Origin of the sequence: Chryseobacterium sp. W4I1 (genome assembly GCF_030816115.1) — a bacterium.
In the GTDB taxonomy this organism is placed as follows: domain Bacteria; phylum Bacteroidota; class Bacteroidia; order Flavobacteriales; family Weeksellaceae; genus Chryseobacterium.
On record NZ_JAUSXQ010000001.1, the window covers coordinates 1,187,634 to 1,207,471 of the forward strand.

Annotated in this window: 13 protein-coding genes; all 13 read left to right on the forward strand. The window is 38.3% G+C overall.

The genetic code is table 11. The features are described from left to right. Window positions 1-39 precede the first annotated feature (39 nt). The 13 genes from QF044_RS05455 to QF044_RS05515 all read left to right on the forward strand — a co-directional run bounded on the left by QF044_RS05455 (window position 40) and on the right by QF044_RS05515 (window position 19,816). Window positions 40-3,348 (forward strand): TonB-dependent receptor, encoded by a 3,309-nt coding sequence (locus tag QF044_RS05455; protein WP_307264629.1) that lies wholly within the window; start codon window positions 40-42, stop codon window positions 3,346-3,348. Window positions 3,349-3,398: 50 nt separating this feature from the next. Then, the gene (locus QF044_RS05460; RefSeq protein ID WP_307264632.1) at window positions 3,399-4,685 is read left to right on the forward strand and encodes a hypothetical protein; all 1,287 of its coding nucleotides are present in this window, start codon (window positions 3,399-3,401) and stop codon (window positions 4,683-4,685) included. Between the two features lie 124 nt (window positions 4,686-4,809). Beyond that, window positions 4,810-4,974 (forward strand): hypothetical protein, encoded by a 165-nt coding sequence (locus QF044_RS05465; RefSeq protein ID WP_307264635.1) that lies wholly within the window; start codon window positions 4,810-4,812, stop codon window positions 4,972-4,974. Between the two features lie 51 nt (window positions 4,975-5,025). After that, window positions 5,026-6,324, forward strand: coding sequence for a hypothetical protein (locus QF044_RS05470; RefSeq protein WP_307264639.1), 1,299 nt, complete (start codon window positions 5,026-5,028; stop codon window positions 6,322-6,324). A gap of 76 nt (window positions 6,325-6,400) precedes the next feature. Beyond that, the gene (locus QF044_RS05475; protein ID WP_307264640.1) at window positions 6,401-7,324 is read left to right on the forward strand and encodes a T9SS-dependent choice-of-anchor J family protein; all 924 of its coding nucleotides are present in this window, start codon (window positions 6,401-6,403) and stop codon (window positions 7,322-7,324) included. A 190-nt stretch (window positions 7,325-7,514) separates the two neighbouring features. Further along, on the forward strand, window positions 7,515-8,255 hold the full coding sequence (locus tag QF044_RS05480; protein ID WP_307264642.1) for a hypothetical protein: 741 nt from the start codon (window positions 7,515-7,517) through the stop codon (window positions 8,253-8,255). 15 nt (window positions 8,256-8,270) lie between these two features. Then, on the forward strand, window positions 8,271-9,623 hold the full coding sequence (locus QF044_RS05485; RefSeq protein WP_307264645.1) for a S41 family peptidase: 1,353 nt from the start codon (window positions 8,271-8,273) through the stop codon (window positions 9,621-9,623). A gap of 36 nt (window positions 9,624-9,659) precedes the next feature. Beyond that, entirely contained in the window at window positions 9,660-9,932 is a 273-nt protein-coding gene (locus QF044_RS05490) for a hypothetical protein (RefSeq protein ID WP_307264647.1), read from the forward strand. A gap of 151 nt (window positions 9,933-10,083) precedes the next feature. Continuing rightward, on the forward strand, window positions 10,084-10,809 hold the full coding sequence (locus tag QF044_RS05495) for a sterol desaturase family protein (RefSeq protein ID WP_307264649.1): 726 nt from the start codon (window positions 10,084-10,086) through the stop codon (window positions 10,807-10,809). A gap of 329 nt (window positions 10,810-11,138) precedes the next feature. Continuing rightward, entirely contained in the window at window positions 11,139-12,680 is a 1,542-nt protein-coding gene (locus QF044_RS05500; protein ID WP_307264652.1) for a T9SS type A sorting domain-containing protein, read from the forward strand. Window positions 12,681-12,689: 9 nt separating this feature from the next. Next, window positions 12,690-15,512, forward strand: a complete 2,823-nt coding sequence (locus tag QF044_RS05505) for a hypothetical protein (protein WP_307264655.1) — start codon at window positions 12,690-12,692, stop codon at window positions 15,510-15,512. 10 nt (window positions 15,513-15,522) lie between these two features. Beyond that, the gene (locus tag QF044_RS05510) at window positions 15,523-19,188 is read left to right on the forward strand and encodes a DUF6443 domain-containing protein (RefSeq protein WP_307264658.1); all 3,666 of its coding nucleotides are present in this window, start codon (window positions 15,523-15,525) and stop codon (window positions 19,186-19,188) included. Next, window positions 19,166-19,816 (forward strand): hypothetical protein, encoded by a 651-nt coding sequence (locus QF044_RS05515; RefSeq protein ID WP_307264660.1) that lies wholly within the window; start codon window positions 19,166-19,168, stop codon window positions 19,814-19,816. The genes QF044_RS05510 and QF044_RS05515 overlap by 23 nt, the downstream gene beginning before the upstream one ends. Window positions 19,817-19,838: the final 22 nt, after the last annotated feature.

Here is a 19,838-nt window from a genome sequence, read left to right on the forward strand (position 1 = left end):
ATTAAAAATAAAACTTTTAATCAAAGAGAAACTGAATATATGAAAAGATTGAAATGCGGTCTTACCGTTGCAGCAGTATTTTTTACAGTAGCAGCCGAAGCACAGGAGCTGGTCCAGAAAGTATCATTTTCCGTCCCGGCAAGCAGACCACTTATTGAGGTGCTGGAAGATTTTGCCGGAAAAACGGGAATGCGGCTGGCTTATTCCAAAACAGATATTAAAGAGCTGAAGGTGAAGGGCGTAAAATGTGAAAACACTTCTGTAAATAACTGTCTGAAAGACATTACAGACGGACTTCCCGTAGCATTCCGGCTGCGTGGGGATCTTATTTCAATTAAATATGAAGGAACAGGTATTTCTGTAACAGGAAACGGAAGGATCTCCGGAAAAATAGTGGATGAAGTCGGAAATCCGGTGGCCGGAGCAGAAGTAACGGTTGCCAGAAAAACGGTAACTACCGATAACAACGGGGATTTTGTAGTAGATCTTCCTGCCGGAGTTTACAGTCTTACCGTAAAAGCATCAAAATACAGTCCGTTGAGGGTAGAAAAACTCTCAGTCAGCAATAATGAAACCAACAATGTCTCATTTGCGATGAAAACAGTATCAGATAAAATAACAGATATCAGGGAAGTGGTTATCACCGGAACCCGAAAGGCAGATACACAGGCCGGACTTCTTGCCCAGCAGAAAAAAGCTGCTCAGATGAGCGACGGAATCTCCGCTGAACAGATCGCAAAAACTCCGGATAATGATGTAGGAGGGACTTTGAAAAGGGTAACCGGTATTACAACCATCGACAATAAATATGTAGTGGTACGTTCCATGGGAGAACGCTGGAATACGGCAGCTATGGACGGTATCAACCTTCCGAGCACCGAAGCCTATAACCAGAACTTTTCATTTGATATTATTCCTACCGCCATGGTAGAAAGCATAGTGGTGAGCAAGACCGCAACACCGGATATGAATGCCAGCTTTGCCGGAGGATATGTAGAAGTGAAGACCAAAGATATTCCCAATGAAAACTTTACGACGGTCAGCATGGGAACTTCCTATAACGATCAGTCGGCGTTTAAAGAATTTCTTACCCATAAAAGAGGAAAAAATGATTACTTCGGCTATGATGACGGAACCAGGGATTTTCCCAAAGGTCTCGAAGCTACAGACTGGAACAATCCACTGTTTTTTGAACAGTCCAGGAGATTTACGAATGATAATTTTTCCACGTTCAGTACAACAGGGGACATGGGATCTAATCTGCAGATGGCTTTAGGAAGAACATTTGCCCTTAAAAATAATAATAAATGGGGTTTTGCAGGCGCTTTTACGGTAAGGAATGAACAGAATAAGCTGGACATAGATCATACCGGAAGAGGAAACTGGCTGGATACTACGTCACCCTATGATCCGCAATGGCAGGAGAAAGGAATTGATCCCATTACATTTTACAACTTTAAAAATAAAGGGGCTTCCTACAATTACAATTCTACCGTAGCTGGAATGCTTAATTTTGGATTGCAACTGGGTAAAAACAGAATTTCATTCCGTAATTCATATACTCATATTTATGATAATACGCTGACCAGAGTAACGGGCTGGAATCAGTATGCCAGTGGCAGTGGAATGGCAGTCAACGCAGAAGCATCCTACAATTATTTTTATAACGGAGTCATTCCCAATAATGATCCTGCACAGATCAAAGGATTGGATAAACCCTATACCGACAATACCAATTATCCTATTTACCAGACCCTTCTGCAGAATAAGCTGGAAGGAAATCACAAAATAAAAAATGTTGATATCAACTGGTTTGCCGCCAGAACAGGCGTGAAATCTGATACAAAAGACTACACACAGTATCTAAGCCATTATGACTTTATTGGGCTGGATATCCTTAATTATCACGAGATCTATAACACCGGATCCAATTTTTACAGAGGTTACATTGCCAACAAAGAAACGGATTACAACTATGGCGCTTCTCTAAAATGGAATATAGACAGAGGAAGTTTTAAAACTGATATTAAGGCCGGATATGCAGGGGTTATAAAAAACAATACCAATCAGCAGCAGAAGTTTTTTTTAAGGGTAGATGAGAATAGGGATGTTCCCAACAGTGAAAAAAACCATCTGAGAATGTATGGATCTCTTGCGAGCTGGTTTGACGGCTCTCAATATATTCCGGGAGGTATCGGATGGCAGACCAAGCCGATGTACAAAAATGATAAATATGAAGGGAAGGTAACCCAGAACGCATTTTATGTGATGTTTGACAATAGATGGAGTAATAAATTAAGACTGGTTTGGGGACTGCGTGCAGAATACTTTAAATATGATCTTATTTCTCAGCAGGTAGATATTTCGGATAACCAGACGGTCAATAAAGCTGCGGTAGAAGATAAGCCATGGCAGTGGATGCCTTCTGCCAATTTTACCTACAGCCCTACTAACAAAATCAATGTAAGGCTTGCCTATAATAAAACAGTTATTCGTCCTCAGTTCAATGAAAGAACAGGACTGCCTTATTTTGATCCGATAGCGAACGGTTTGATCTATAACACGGAAATGACCTCATCGGTGGTCAATAATTATGATTTCAAATTTGAATGGTTTCCGGGACTTGGTGAAATATTTTCTATGGGACTGTATTACAAGGATATTGATAAACCCATTGAGCGTGAAGGGCATTTGTCCAGTGAGGGCAACCTTTACCTTTATAATGGAAATTCTAAAAATGCAAAGCTGAAAGGAGTGGAGGTTGAAGTAAGAAAAAACCTGAGTTTCATAAGTGGAGGAGCCCTGCTTGAAAAACTTTTTATCAATGGAAATTTTACCTATAACAGTACCAAAGTAATTGCTTTCAAAGATCAGTATAAAACAGGTGATAACGATGCAACCTATGAAGTGGAAAGACCGTTGTACGGGCAGACTCCTTATGCCTATAATTTGGGAGTGACCTACGATGGAAACCGTTTGGGAGCCAGCTTTTTATACAATGCCAAAGGAGACCAGTACATTACGGTAGGTTATGCTTATAACGGCGAAGAGATCCAGCGTCCTTATGCTGTAGCCGATGCGCAGCTTTCCTATAAGTTCTTAAAAAACAGAAATATGGAGCTGAAACTGAATGTGAAAAACCTTTTTAACAGAGTGAAAGAATTCTATAATAATTTCAATTCTTATTCTGTGCCGAAAGGATCTGCAGGAAGTACAATATCAACAGAAAGGGAAGCTTGGGAACTGCTACCCGGCGCCACCAATAAATATGACAAAAACATCGATAAGATCATGTTTCGTGCTTACAACGGAAGAACGTTCGGTCTGAGTGTGAATTATACTTTTTAAATCTCTTAAACGGATAACCATATACAAGGACTCATAAAAAACTTACAACAATGAAAAAACTAATCTTGATTGCAACAGCGGCACTATTTACAGCCTGTCAGAATGATCATTTAGAAGGTTCTTCTTCATCTTTCGAAATGAAGCAGACCTTAGCAGAATATATTACAGCTTCATCCTTACCTGTAACTCCGGTTAGCGGTCAAATCACATCCAACACAACGTGGAGTGGGATTATTGAGATCGATGGAATTGTAACGGTTAAAAATGGGGCTACATTAACAATTCTTCCCGGAACCTATATTAAGGCAAAACCGAAGGATACAGCTGCTCCAACCGGGCTTTTGGTTATTACAAAAACCGGAAAGATTAATGCTGTTGGAACAGAAACTCAACCTATTGTTTTTACAAGTTACAGACTATTGGATGGAGACGAAAATACCACGCCTCAGACCGGAGACTTCGCAGGTGTGATCCTATTGGGGGATGCGCCTACGAATACACCATCTACTACAACGATTGACGGACTTTTCGGATCTGATTACTATTATGGAGGGGGCAATCAGGATCATAATGGTGGAATAATGAAATATGTGCGTATTGAGTTCGGAGGGTCTGATATATTACCACAGGTGATCCATGAGATTACATCTCTTACATTAGCTGGGGTAGGAAAAGGAACGATACTGGACCATATCCAGGTTTCTTACGGTAAAGATGACTCTTTTGAATTCTTCGGAGGAAATGTCAATGCAACTAACCTGATTTCCTTTGCACCGGATGATGATAACTTCGATTTTAATACCGGATATACAGGAACAATTACCTGTGCTTTGGCTTTAGCTGATTACAATTCTATACACAGTCTAAGTGGGAGTGTCTATGATTCTAACGGAATAGAGTTGGATAACAATCCTACTGGAACTGCTACCTCACTGATTACGCATCCTATCATCAATAATCTAACCATTGTTGGTACTCCCAAAGCTGCTTTTGGTACAATGTACGGAAAAGGAATTTATATCAGAAGAAATGGGAAATTAACAATAAACAATGCGGTAGTGACGGGTTATCCTACAGGAATCAAGGTAGAAGGAACAGGTTCAGAACTCTCTTCCAGCTCAGATTATAGCAGCATTAAGATACATGGATTTGATCTTGCTGCTACAGGTACAGGAACAGCATCAATTCCTGCCGGCAACCTATTGACAGGAACTACAGCTTCACTTTGGGGGATGAGCCAGCCGTACTTCAATGAAGGACCATGGAATGTATCGCCGAGAAACTGTGGAAGCTTCCAGGGAAGTTGGACAAAATATGACTTTTCAATTTTAGAATAAAAACTTTAAAAGCAGACCAATGAAGCAATTGTGCTCTCTGCTTGAAAAGAATAAGATGTAAAGAGCTCTTAATAATAGTAATGTACAGGTTTCGGAAACCTGAGGACGACCCGGAACGATACTGATGATGCGCACAGCAGTACCGGATCAGATAAAAACCGATCGCTGTTATTTTTCCCGGATGGCAGCGGATAAGCAGGGAACCCCGGCAGGACAGCCCCTCCTGAAATGCAGGGTAAGCATAAAACCAAATCGCAGGAATATAGAGGCGGATGTTCCTAAATATTAAAAATTTCCGGTCATCAAAATAACATCACCGGATTTATTAAAAATTATACCAATGAAAAAACTAACTCTAATTGCTGCTGCAGCATTGTCTCTTACTGCTTGTCAAAATGATCATCTTGCAGATTCTTCTACCCCTTTCGAAATGAAGTCTGCATCTGCTGAGTATATTACAGCTTCTGCACTTCCTGTAACCAGCGTGAGCGGTGATATTACTACCAACACAACTTGGAGTGGTGTGGTAGAGCTTAACGGTATCGTAACTGTTAAGAATGGTGCTACATTAACTATTCAGCCTGGAACTTTCATTAAAGCAAAACCAAACACATCCAATACTGCTACAGGAGTTTTAGTAATCTCTAAAACAGGTAAGATCAATGCTACCGGTACAGAGTCTCAGCCGATTATTTTTACAAGTTATAAACTGTTAGATGGAAACGAAGATACAACGGCTGCTCCAGGTGACTTTGGTGGTGTGATCATTTTAGGTGATGCCCCTACCAATACACCTTCTACTAAAACAATTGAAGGATTAAGCGGTTCTGATTTTTATTACGGAGGTACCAATGCATCTCATAATGGAGGAACTTTGAAATATGTACGTATTGAATTCGCAGGATTTGACCTTTTAGCTCCAAACTCAGGAAATGAGATCAACGGACTTACTTTAGGAGGGGTAGGAAACGGTACTACTTTGGATCATATCCAGGTTTCTTACGGGAAAGATGATTCTTTTGAATTCTTCGGAGGTACAGTGAACGCTTCTAACCTTGTTTCTTTTGCTGCGGATGATGATAACTTCGATTTCGATAACGGTTATACAGGAACTATTACTTGTGCTCTTGCTTTGGCAGATTACAACTCTACACACAGTCTTAGCGGATCAAGCCCGGATTCTAACGGTATTGAGCTTGATAACAACGCAGAAGGTACTGCTACACCACTTATCACCAATCCAGTGATCAACAATCTTACGATCATCGGGGCTAAAAACGGTGCTGCAGGACAGGGTGCTGCTTACGAAAACGGTATCCACATCAGAAGAAGTGGTAAACTAACCTTAAATAACGCTGTAGTAACAGGATATCCTGTAGGAATCAAAGTAGAAGGGACAGGTTCTGAACTTTCTTCAGCTTCTACTTTCAGCACGATTAAAGTACATGGATTTACAACTTCTGCTACAGGTTTAGGAACAGCATCAATTCCTGCTGCTAACCTGTTGACAGGAACTCCAGCTTCACTTTGGGGTATGAGCCAGCCGTTCTTCAACGAAGGAGCATGGAACGTATCGCCTAGAAACTGTGGAAACTTCCAGGGAACTTGGACGAAATATAATTTCTCTATTCAGGAATAAGACTTTAAATGCAGGGGAAGCTTCCCATGTCTTTCCCTGCTTTTACTATTCAAAAATACTCTAATAAATCAGTATTATGAAAAAATTATTTTTATTATCTATTGTATTGGTATCACAGGCTGCGGTAGCGCAGTTTCAGGTATGGAGCAATTCTTTTGATACTCCTGCTGATCTCCAGGGGTGGACTACCCATGACCTGAATAACAACGGAAACGGATGGGTTCAGGGACAGAATATCTATCATAACGGAACTGCTTTGACATATGGTACTTCAGGAGTTCTCCGGTATTCCGTAAGTTTGGTTCCGACAGGGAATGCTCCTGGTTTCGGTACTGAAAACGACTGGATCATTTCTCCGGAGATCAGTCTGGAAGGAGCAGCCGGAACCATCAGTCTTGCAGCCTATATCGGAAGACAGAGAACGACACACCTTAATTTTGGAAGGGATATTTTTATTTTTGTAAGTACTCCTCAGAAACAGGTTCCTGAATTGGCAGATTTCCAGGCTATGACAGTGGATGCCAATGGAAACGATATTCCAAGTCCATACAGCATCATCGCAGGAAATACCAACAATCCTTTTCCTGCTGATCTTACCCAGTTCAACGAGAACCTTATTGATATTTCAGCTTTTGCCGGTAAGAAAATTTACATTGGATTGTGGTCAAACAGAAAGCCAAGCGGTAATAATCTTCAGAATATCAACATTGATGAAATATCGATCTATGCTTCATCATTTTTAGGCACAAAGGATGTAAAAAAGAAAGAAAATTTAACGAAAATAACAGAAAATCCAGTGAAGGATTTCCTGCAGATCAAACTTAGTCCGGATTTTAGCGAAAATAAAACGACGGTGAATATTTACAATATTGCCGGACAGAAAGTATTTTCAGCTCCATACACCAGATCCCTGAATGTAGGAACATTACAGACTGGAGCTTATATCACTGAAATTTATGACGGAAAAACAACTGAAAGACTGAAATTTATCAAAAGATAATCAGGCAGTCCTCATGACTTATTAACCTTGAAAACTTAATAGATCAAAACAGATCTGCAACTTCCCCGCAGAAAATTTTGATCGCAAACATATCCACTTTAGTTTTTTTATAATTATCCTATTGTCCCGTACCTAAACGGGCGGGGCAATAGTTTTTTAAGTTTAAACATTATCATTCAAAACCATATAAATGAACAAGTTCATTGCACTTCTATTTTTTGCTCTATTCGTTGGCTGTACAGACAGCAACGTTATGCAGCCGTTTGACAAATCACAGAAACCTGCCGAAGTCAATATCAAAGGATACTCCAAGCCGGATATCCTTCAGTTGAGACTGAACGGAGCTCCGGTTTCCATTAACGGAAGCACTTCCTATACCAATAAAATTGAAACCAAACTTGATTTTGTCCTTGATGAAGGTGAAACAGACATTCTTGGCATCTACAACAACGAAACAGGAACTGAAATAGCCCGCTACCATATTACTTACGACAATATCAATAACTATAAAACCCTGAATTTTTTCAATCTTCCGGGGATCTTTCTCCAGGCTTCTGCCGTAAAACCTCAGGTCAATCTCGGAAAAGTAGGCTTTGAATTCATTTTCCCTAATCTTGGTGAATATTCGGGAACCACGCTTGCAGGCGTAAAAGGTGTTCTGAAAAAAGAGAATGGAGCAGTACTCGCAGAATTCGACAATATCGGGAAAGATAAATTCACTGAAGTTAAAATATATGGCTTTTTCAGTAATACAGCTCCTGTTTATCTGGAACTATATCAACCAGGAACTACCACACCCTATACCGGATCCGGGATTATTAAAGTAAAAATAAAACAGGATATGGGAGCCAACCTGATTGTTCTGCAGGAAAAAATAGAAAATGGAGTCTTTACCGTTAAAGGAGACATTGACGTCGTAGATTACCTGTAATACCAGTTCGTCTGTATGAAAAAGTATTTTAATTTTCCGTTATTTCTGCTGGTCACAGCTTTTGTTTTTGTATGGTCATGCAACAATAATGATGATGAAAATCTTCCCCGTTTTCCTGAAGGAAGCACAGAATCTGTGAACCTTTGGGTACAGGACAGCATGAGAAGGTATTATTACTGGGCAGACCAAATGCCCGCTAAACCGGATTATCGTCTTCCGGTGAAAGATTTCTTTAAAAGCCTGCTCTCTTCTCAAGACCGTTTTTCATTTGCAGTAAATACCCAGGATCCTTCTTCCTACCCACGTTCTGTTAGAAATATGTATGGATTTGATTATGCTGTTATGCAGCTGGCCAATGGAAATGTAGTGACGGCAATAAAACTGGTCCTGAAAAACTCTCCGGCATTCAATTCCGGGCTGGAAAGGGGGATGATGATCACAAAGATCAACGGTAAAACCATTACAGCAGCCAATGCGGAAGAATTAACCTCTTCCATCAAAGACCAAACAGTCATAGAGCTCACCGTTGGAAACTGGAAAAATGGAGCCGTAACTGATGAAAAGAATATTCAGGTATACTACGGTTACTCCCTGGAACAGCCTGTGGAATCTAAAATATTTAAAAAAAACGGTAAAAAGACAGGCTATCTCTACATTTATGATTTTCCGGATGGAATAACCCCGGTTCTTAGCCAGAAATTTGCGGCATTCAAAGCAGCCGGAGTTCAGGAGCTGATCCTTGATCTCCGTTACAATTACGGCGGATCGGTATCCTCGGCGGCGGCGCTATGCGCTCTTATTCCGGCAGGGATCTCAGCATCTTCATCATTCATTACGTACAAAGGAAACAAAAACGGAGGCGAAGTAAAAAGAACGTTTGCCCAGCAAATCACTTATGATCCTAATGCTCTTGATTTTAATACGCTCCGTGCGAATGCCTTAGGTCTGAATAAAGTGTATATTCTTACCTCCAACAGTACAGCATCGGCTTCCGAGATTGTAATCAATAATCTGAAACCTTATATGCAGGTTATTCAGATAGGAGATGTGACGTTGGGTAAAGATATGGCTGGATTTATAGTGGAAGACAAACGGAAACCCAAAAAGATCTCCTGGCAGCTGCATCCCGTCATTTATAAAGTATTCAATGCGAATGGAGAAGGTGAATACAGTAATGGAATTATGCCTCAGATCGCAGCCGGTGAATATGCCAGTCTGCCGCTTCTTCCATTGGGAGATCCTGATGAAACCCTGGTATCATCTGCCTTGGGCAGTATTTATTCAAAATCAGCAGGTAAAGATGCTTTGGACAAAAGTATTAAGATTTTATTTCAAAGCGATACACCTTCTGCAGCCATCGGAAAGTGAACGTCCACTAAATTTTTAATACATAAACCAACAGCCATGCAGGGAATAGAACCCAAATTTCACAGCAGCCTTAAAGACCGTATGGAATATTACCGCAGTCTGCTGAAAAAAACAACTGATGATGCAGATATCCAGCCTTCTGATATGATTTCAAAAGTCTCAGAATTAAGTGAGCTTTATGAAGATTATCTGACCCAAAAAAGACAACTGGAAAAAAGCATAAAAAATTACCGGCAATACCATAATGACCTGAGAAAACAGCTTACCTTAAAAGTGCGTGAGCTAAAAAGGAAAGTGCGGCAGAAATAATTTTTTTGATAAATATTTAAAGACTAAACTTATTAAATTGGAGTACTTTAATGTTTAAAATAATTGCTGTCGCGCTTATTATTTCTCAGAATTTGAAATTTTACGATGAAATTCATACATTTATAAGCTAAGTTGAAAGACAATACGATGTATGGGTTCTGATTGGTTTGATTTTTCCGGTTTTTTAAAGATTTTCTGGCAGTTCTCATGGTTGCAGTGGATCATGTTCAGCATTTTATCTAATGCTTTCTTGTGTTTATTTTCCATTGGTCTGTATCAGTTCATTGAAAAAACATGCCGGAAAGATTTGTTGCAGGAGAAAAACCATCCTGTCACAAGATCGGATTTCTATCTCAGCCTTCTCACCGTTTTCTGTAATAGCCTTGTGATGTTACTGGGGGCTTTCTTATGGAAAAATACCTGGATATGTATTGATCAAAATCCTTCTGTAGCTTCTGTACTTCTGGAAACCACTGCTTTAATTCTCCTCATGGATCTTTTGATGTATTTCTTTCATTATGCTGCACATCTGCCTTTTATATACAGAATACTGCATGGCAAGCATCATGAGCATGTAAGTACCAATTTTCTAAGCCTTTTTGTATTGCATCCTTTTGAAACCCTCGGTTTTGGGCTGATGATTTTAGCTTTATTGGTGAGTTATGATTTTTCTATTATTTCCATTACCCTTTACCTATTCATCAATCTGGTTTGGGGAACGGTTGGACACCTGAACAGAGAATTTTTTCCTGAATCATTTGACCGCTTTTTTGTAGGAACCACCAGATTTCATAACCAGCACCATTTGGATGAAAGCAAAAATTTTGGATTCTATACTTCTTTATGGGACAGGTTATTCGGTACGTACCGGTCATAAAATAAAATTCTCCGGCCATTTAAAGAAGGGATGGTACTACTTATTGGATTAATATTTTATTTGTTATTCAAGATTTATTTCTGCTTGCATATGATGAGTGAAAGCTCGTTCTGTCTAAAATACGACACGTTCTGTCGTTACCTCGGTATATCTTTACAATAATAAATTTAACAACAAAGGAAATTGGGTGTATGAATAATGCAGTGAGATATATTAAGAATGTAATAATATTCACCTCTTATGGACTTAATATTGTTTCATATTGTTAAAAAATGTTAATTTTACAGCGTTAATTATAAAAACTAGTACTAATTTAAAAAACACAACAGATGAAGAAATTCTACTCTGGTGCATTGGTCTTATGCACGGTCTTTGGGCTGTCTGCCCAGGAAGTTTTATGGCAGAAAGATATCAAATCCTCTACACAGGATTTTCTAAGCCAGATTACGACAACCATCGATCAGCAATATTTAATTACCGGAAGCTCAATCCAGTCTTCTAAGATTCAGGAAGGAAATAAACAGAATAACGGCTATGACTTCCATGTGGTAAAACTCAACCAACAAGGAGAAGAAGTCTGGGAAAAATACTTTTCAGGACAGAACCATGATTACCTGTCCGCTTCAGTAGCCACCCAGGAAGGCGGATTTCTTCTTGCCGGAACTTCCTATTCCGGAAAAGGTTTAGATAAAAAAGAAGATTCCAAAGGCGGATCTGATATCTGGTTAATCCGTATCAATGAATTTGGGGATGAATTATGGCAGAAAACACTCGGAACCTCTTTCGATGAAGAAGCAAGATCTGTTATTCAAACAACTGATTTTGCATTTTTTGTAGCCGGAAACATCCAGAACTCAGCTAAAGGATATGGCTCCAAAGATGTTTTGATTGTAAAACTTGATAAGAACGGGAAAGAATTATCTCAATCTATTGTAGGCGGAAAAGGTCTGGATGAAGTAGAGAAAATGATTCCTACGAAAGATGGAGGAGCTTTGTTGGGAATTTATTCCAGAAGCAATATTGGAGGATCAAAGAAAACCGAAAACTATGGCGAAGGTGACTACTGGATCATCAAACTGGGTAAAGATGGAAAAGTAGACTGGGAAAAGAATTTTGGTGGAAAAGGAGATGATCACATCAGAACACTTTCTTTGACATCAGCAGGCTATTTAATCGGCGGAGAATCAAGATCCGAAAGATCAGGAAATAAAACAGCAGGCATTGAAGAAGGAACCGATCTATGGCTTATTTCATTGAACGAAAGAGGGGAAGAGATCTGGCAGAAATCCTACAATTTTAAAAACAGAGATATTCTAATGGGAACAAGCGTGCTTCATTCAGCAGATGATCAATCCACAAAAGGAATTCTATTGGGTGGTTATACCCAGGCAGAAGGAAGAATAGAAAATGATGACGAAACTTTCTGGATGTTATACCTAAACCAAGACGGCAATGAGCAGTGGAGGAAATATGTAAAAGGTGAGTCTAGAAAAAGAGAGGAAAGGCTTTCAGATATTAAACTGAACAGGGATGGCTCCATTATTCTGGCAGGAACCAGCGCCGAAGAACTCGGGAAAGAAAACTGGAAGATTGTGAAGCTTGGAGATAAACAACTTGATCAGTTGATTGAAAAACAGGATGTTAAGATCTACCCGAATCCGGTTTCAGATTATGCTTATGTAGAAATAGGGTTTGATTTTAAAGAGGCTGATATTATGTTGTATGATATGGGTGGAAGACAGCTTCAGAGTCTCAAGACTAAGAATAAGGTGACGAAAATTAATACACAGAATCTAATTCAAGGAGCTTATCTGGTGATGATAAAAACGGATAATAATAAAACAGCTAGCGCAAAATTAATTAAGAAATAAAACACAACTATGAAAAAGTACCTATTAATGTGGGCAGTATTACTGATATCTGCCGATAATTATTATTCCCAGTTGGGAATTGGAAATGGAGGAATGGTAACATCGCCTATTGCCTCGCCTTCTATGTCTTCTATGTCTACATATTCAGATATTCCAGTATCATTAGCGAGTGGTCTTCCTGAGATTAATATTCCATTACTTAATGTGCCTTTGGCAGATAGGGGAATAGGGTACCCTTTTAACTTAAATTATAATCTTAACAACCTCTTGGAATCAGAAACTGCCGGTGATGTGGGTGCAGGATGGTCATTCTTTGGTACTAGTGTTATCTATAAAAAAATTGTGGATGAAGTTGATGAATGCTATTATAATAATTCTAGTAATGAATATAATGATATATATTATTACAATTTTCCGGGTGCCTCTGGCAAGTTCAGAATAAAAAGGGATGTTACCAATAATACATTTTCATTAATCAATCTTACTCCAGATCATTCCAAAATAGAATATATAAGAGATAATACCGACACCAATGCATTCAGAGCTGAAAGTTTTTCTATTACCACAGACAATGGCTACAAGTATATTTTCAATGAGTTTGATTACAGCCGAACTACATGTGGTTATACTGATGGCGCAACCTATAGATTTAAATCTGCCTATTTTTTAACCAAGATCCTAAGCCCTTTAAATACGGAAGTGGCTTCTTTGGAATATGAAAAGAAAAATGAGGTATCGGGCGGGTATATTATGTATCAATACTCCAAGCTGAAGTCAGTAGCCACGCCCAAAGGCAAGGTAGTACTGGATTATATATACAATGATGCACTTAAGGAAACAGTAAATGATCCTTACAGCCTTGAGAAAATTACCATGAAAAACCCGGCAGGGCAAACTGTATATTCCTATGATCTCAATTACAGTATAGCAGATTTTCCGGCGAAAGCCTCTGAAAGGAAAAGACTTTTGAATGATATCCGAAAGAATGATAAAAACGGGCAAAGAGTAGAACAAACCTCATTTGTATATTCTGATTCTCAAATGCTGAAAAGAATCATCTCTCCTACAGGAGGTGTTACCGAATATAATTATGAAGCCAATGAAAAATTCTTTAATTATAATGATCCCAATTATTTACAGGGATTAGAAGAATACAGCTATAACCCAGATTTTCAAATCAGCAGTAACGTTGCTTCCCTAGCGGTAAATTCTTCTCAAAGTATGTCTTATAACTTTACAATTCCCGGTGATAGTAATAAAAAACAATATTTTAGGGGGGAACTTAAAATAACCCATCAATATCCTCCAAAAGATGACGATGATTTCCCGGATCTTCCCGGACTTCCTGATCTTAATTTTGCAAGTACCACTCCACCAAAGCGCCTTAAAATGAAATTAAAAAGAGGTAGCGAGGTTATATTTGATAATATGATTGTGAATGGCAACTACTTACAGGAGTTTAGTTTTTCCAGTAAGCCAGGGGATTATACGGTAGAATTCATATCTATCGAGGGACTAAACGGTACAGGAACCATTAATATATTGGGAGCCACGCTTCGCCCCGGTCCTTTTAGAAATTCCATGGCCGCAACAGGTTACAGAATAAAAAACACCAAATTTTATAAAAATGTAGCCGATACTTCTCCTGAAAGAACAATCAATTACGGGTATGACTCATTTGATCAGAGCAATAGCACCAGCGGATACGAATTCTATAATGAAGCAGATATTGGCCAGTACAGCAACTCTTCTTATATTATTTATAATAGCGTAAAAGTTTCGGAAACAGGAAAAGGATATATTAAGAACAGATTTAAAACAGCCAATGATTATCCTAAATATCAAACAGGAGGCACTCAGTTGGAACCTGTTTACTTCTGGCCTTACTATAGGATAACCAAGCAGGGGCTTCCTTTTAAAAGGGAAGTCTATGACGAGCAGAATAAGTTGGTGGCTTCTGAAGAAAGCGAGTTTGAACTGGATTATTATTCGACAGACGAATATGCTGTAAATGCCCCCGGTGGAAAGTTCTCTTCTAAGCCCGCTTATGTAAAGAAGACTCTTAACAAAAGTACTGTATATTATAAGGACGGAAAGAAGCTTGAAAACTCTTCTGAAACACAGATTGAAGGAAATGCTTTTAAGCCGGTTTACACAAAATCCGTAGTAGATGGTGAGGTGAGTGAAAGATTTATGACATACCCTGTGAATCTACCGGGATACAATCAGCTGGAAACGGCCTATATGACCGGAAGCCCGGTAATTGTGGAAGAAAAACAGGGTGGTAAAACACTTTCAAAGGCAACAACAAAATACAATGCTTCCTCTCTGCTTCCTTCTTCTATTGTATCAACCAATATCAATGACGGAAGCATCAAAGAACATATGAAAATGGACCTGTATGACGATAAAGGTAATTTGCTGCAGGTTACCAATGCTGCCGGTTTTCCTACGGCTTTTGTATATGGTTACAATAAAACACAGGTCATTGCAAAAGTAGAAGGTGCAACCTATGTTCAGATCTCATCATTGATCTCTGCAGTTATTACTGCATCAGATAATGACAACCTCGATGGAAATACTGAACCTGCATTACTACTGGCACTGGATAATTTTAGAAAGAATCCGGCATTAGCGGATTATTTGGTTACCACTTACACCTATGATCCCTTAATCGGACTTACAAGCATGACCTCACCATCAGGAATGAGAGAAATATACGAGTATGATGATGCAGGAAGGCTGAAAATTGCAAAGAGAGTGGATGAAGATAACAGTGGAAATTCAGTACCGAAAAAAGTAAAAGAGTATCAGTATAACTACAAACAATAATACAAAACAAATGAAAAAAATTCTAAATATATTAGGTATATTGTTTGTGACATTTTATTCTGCACAGACCAATCTTACCGATACAGAAAATTATATTTACAGTAAAACATGTCTGAATGATGACTGCTCAAAAAAGTCTGAAAATGTACAGTATTTCGACAGCTGGGGAAAACCCATTCAGGTCATTGATATTAAAGGATCCCCCACAGGAAAAGATGTGGTGGGCCATATAGAATATGATGCTTTTGGAAGAAAGGTGAAGAATTATCTTCCTGTACCTCAGGCAGGAACTCAGAACGGACTTCTTTATACCTCTCCGCTTTCCAATGCTTCTGCAGTCTATGGTTCTGAAAAGATCTATTCTGAAAGTATTGTAGACAGCTCTCCTTTAAATAAAGTGTTACAACAAATACAAGCAGGGACGGACTGGAGCAGCAAACCCGTAAACTTTACCTATGAAGCCAATGCCGGCGGAGATGTCTCTAAATTCACAACCGTTACAAGCTGGGAAAACGGAGCGACTAAAAGTGTTCTTTCCAATTCAGGAACTTATGCTGCAGAAAAACTGTCTAAAAATTCTGTCATCGACGAAGACGGTAATAAAACCGTAGAATATAAAAATGCAAAAGGACAGGTTGTCCTCATGAGAAAGTTTGACGGAAGCACCCCTGTGGATACCTATTATGTATACAACGAATACAGCCAACTCGCATTTGTACTTCCGCCTAATGCCGTAAACAAGCCCATTACAGACCAATTACTGGATGATTTCTGCTACCAGTACCGGTATGACGGCTGGAACAGGCAGGTCGAAAAGAAAGTCCCAGGCAAAGGCTGGGAATATATGGTATATGATAAAGCCGATCATTTGATCCTTACACAGGATGCCAATATGAGACAGACCGGAAAATGGATGCTCAGTAAGTTTGATAAACTGGGAAGAAGTGTTTATACGGGAATTATTTCGGGAGGAAGCAGAACAGTATTACAGAACCTTATCAATGGTCTTGTGATCACAGAATCGCGGGATGCGGCAGGTTTTACTCAAAACGGCATGCAGGTTTACTATACCAATAATTATTTTACATCAGACCTCAATACGGTCCTTTCTGTCAACTATTATGACACCTATCCTGCAGGCGCTCCGGCTATTCCTTCCCAGATCATGGGGCAGAATGTATTGAAACCTTCAGGCCAGAGTACGACATCCAGAAATACCAAAAGTCTGCCTGTAGCTTCTTTTGTGAAAAATGTAGAAGATGATAACTGGACTCAAGGGTATAGTTGGTATGATACTAATGGAAGAAATATCGGTTCTTATTCCATCAACCACCTGGGAGGGTATACCAACACAGAATCCGAGCTGGATTTTGCAGGAATGGCAAAGCAGACCAAAGTATATCACAAAAGACTGAAAACGGATACCGAGAAAATCATCCTGCAAACCTATACGTATGACAGCCAGAACAGGTTATTGATGCATAAGCATAAAGTGGATAACAATCCGGAAGAGATTTTGTCACAGAATGTTTACAACGAGCTTTCCCAGGTGAAATCTAAAAAAGTAGGGGGTACGGATGCTGCGAACCCACTTCAGACGATGGATTATTCTTATAATATCCGTGGCTGGCTGACCAAAATAAACGATCCCACCAACCTTAACGGAAAACTGTTCGGATATGAAATAAAATACACCAACCCTGTATATACCAATATTGCAGGAGGCAAATACAACGGAAACATTGCCGAAGTCGACTGGAAAAATGCATCTGAAGACATATTAAAAAGATATACCTATTCTTATGATACGCTCAACAGGTTAAAAGATGCCGTCTATACAGAACCTAATTCTACCACACCGTTCAATAATAATTTTAATGAGCATGTATCCTATGATATAAGCGGTAATATAGCTACCTTAAAAAGAAATGCTTTTCCTGTTTTTGGGAATACCTCTACGGTGGTAGATGATCTGGTATACCAGTATACAGGCAACAGGCTGACAAAAGTAATTGAAAATGCCCTCAATGATACAGGCTACGAAGGTGGAAACAACTTAATATCCTATGACGCTAACGGAAACATGACGGATATGAAAGACAAAGGCATTCAGGAAATTAATTACAACGAGCTGGATCTGCCAAAAAATCTTTCTATCACACAGACCAATCCGTTTGGGCAGGCTTCAACTGCAAATATTGACTACTTATATAGGGCAGACGGGACAAAACTGAGAAAAACCTATTCAAGTTTTGGAGGGAGAGGTTCTACTAATATTGTCCGCACAACAGATTATCTGGATGGCTTCCAGTACCAGCAAAGGGATGGCGGAGGCATCTGCCTGACCTGCAGGACGGAAACCGCTTTTGAAGAACAGGCATACGCAGCGAAAGCCGTAATAGGATTACCCGGAGCAGTGATGTGGGTTCTTGATTTTGTAGCTACGGCAGAAGGATTTTACAGTTTTACAGAAAACCGCTATATTTACCAGTACCAAGACCACCTTGGAAATACAAGGGTAAGTTTTGCCAAAAATAGCGTAGGCGTTCCGGAAGTTACCGATACCAACAATTTCTATCCTTTTGGTTTAAATCATATTGGAGGAAATTTCAGCATGTCCAATTTTGGAAGTTACTACAGTTATAAATACAACGGTAAAGAACTTCAGGAAACAGGCATGTATGATTTTGGAGCAAGGATGTATATGCCGGATTTGGGACGTTGGGGTGTTGTAGATGCTTTGGCAGAGCAAATGAGAAGATATTCTCCGTATAATTATGCCTTTAATAACCCCATCAGATTTATTGATCCTGATGGAAACAGCCCCCGAGATACTTATGGAGAACATTCTGCATTTAATGGAGACTTTGATCCAAATTCTTCTTTATCGGGATACAACGGCATGGGTGGATCTCATGGAATGTACTTTGCAAATAATGATGGTGGTGGTTTTGCTGCGGGAAATGAAGCAAACAATGTAGCTGGGAATATTATTTTAAATTTTATAAGAAGTGATAAAGAAGGTCTTGGTAATTTTGTAAATAATGATTTTGAAAAATATGGATGGCATGTGATTGATGCAACAAGCCTTATAGATGCTTTAACTAAATTATCTTCATACCTAGGAAAAAGTACAGCAAATAATATCTATGTAAATACACATGGCTTATTAAGTGAACGCTATGTTTATGATGAAAGCGGACAATTGATTTCAGACTTAAGTACTAGTGGTAGAAATGGATATAAAGTAGTAGGAGATACTGGCTTTTATACTACTAAAGATCAAATTTTAGGAAGTCATTTACAACAATATGTCACGGATAAAAGTAAATTATCATCTACTACACTAAAAAGTATAGATGATTTTATTAGTGTTGTTAATTATGTGAAAATTGGTAAAAACCTGATTATGGGTTCATGTAAAACTGCACAATATGATGATCTTTTTGGTAATGGAATATCTTCAATTGTAAAATCCAGAGACATTTTTGTAAATAGAGATTATTCAAGTTTATGGCCTATTGGTGGGAAAATAAAGTTCGAAGATTTTACTGGCTTTAATCAAACTACCCATCAAAATTACATTAAAGGATGGGTACAGTATAGAGATGGTGCAGTTGTTCAAGAAAATTTTAATATAATAATGACAAAATATGGAGTCAAAACAATTAAATAGGATAATACTATTATTAACTTTAACTTTTTCAATGAATTTATTTTCTCAAATGAAAATGATGGATATAGATGGGAAAAAGTTGACAATTAATTTGAAAAAAGAAAAGGGGGATATTATAAAAATAATTGAAAATAGAGATTTTAATGTTTTTTATCTTTTAGATAGAGAAAGATTTGATTTCGATAAGAAATTTCGAAATGTTGATTTAGTAAATTTAATCTTCTTTTCTAAAAAATATAACAAAGCAATTCTTACTATATTTAAGCAAAGCATTAATTACAAAGGGAAATCTAATTATAATATAACTTTATATACAGGTTCTCATGATGAATATATGTTTCAGCCTTCAATGATTATATTAGATAAAAATTTTAACTATGAATATCTAATGAAATATTACTATATGCCTTTACCAGATGATAAAAACATATACACTTCAGGTATTAAAATACAAGATAATAAAAATCGATGTAATATAATAGAGTTTGATATAAAAGGAAATATAGTCTATGAAAATATAGATAATATTTTGAGTAATATTTCTAAAATACCTATAGATAATACTTTAAAAAATTGTGATCCTATAATTTATGAAACGGATCTTAAAGATTTTTTCCGGAATAAATAATTAAATAAGATATGTTTTCACT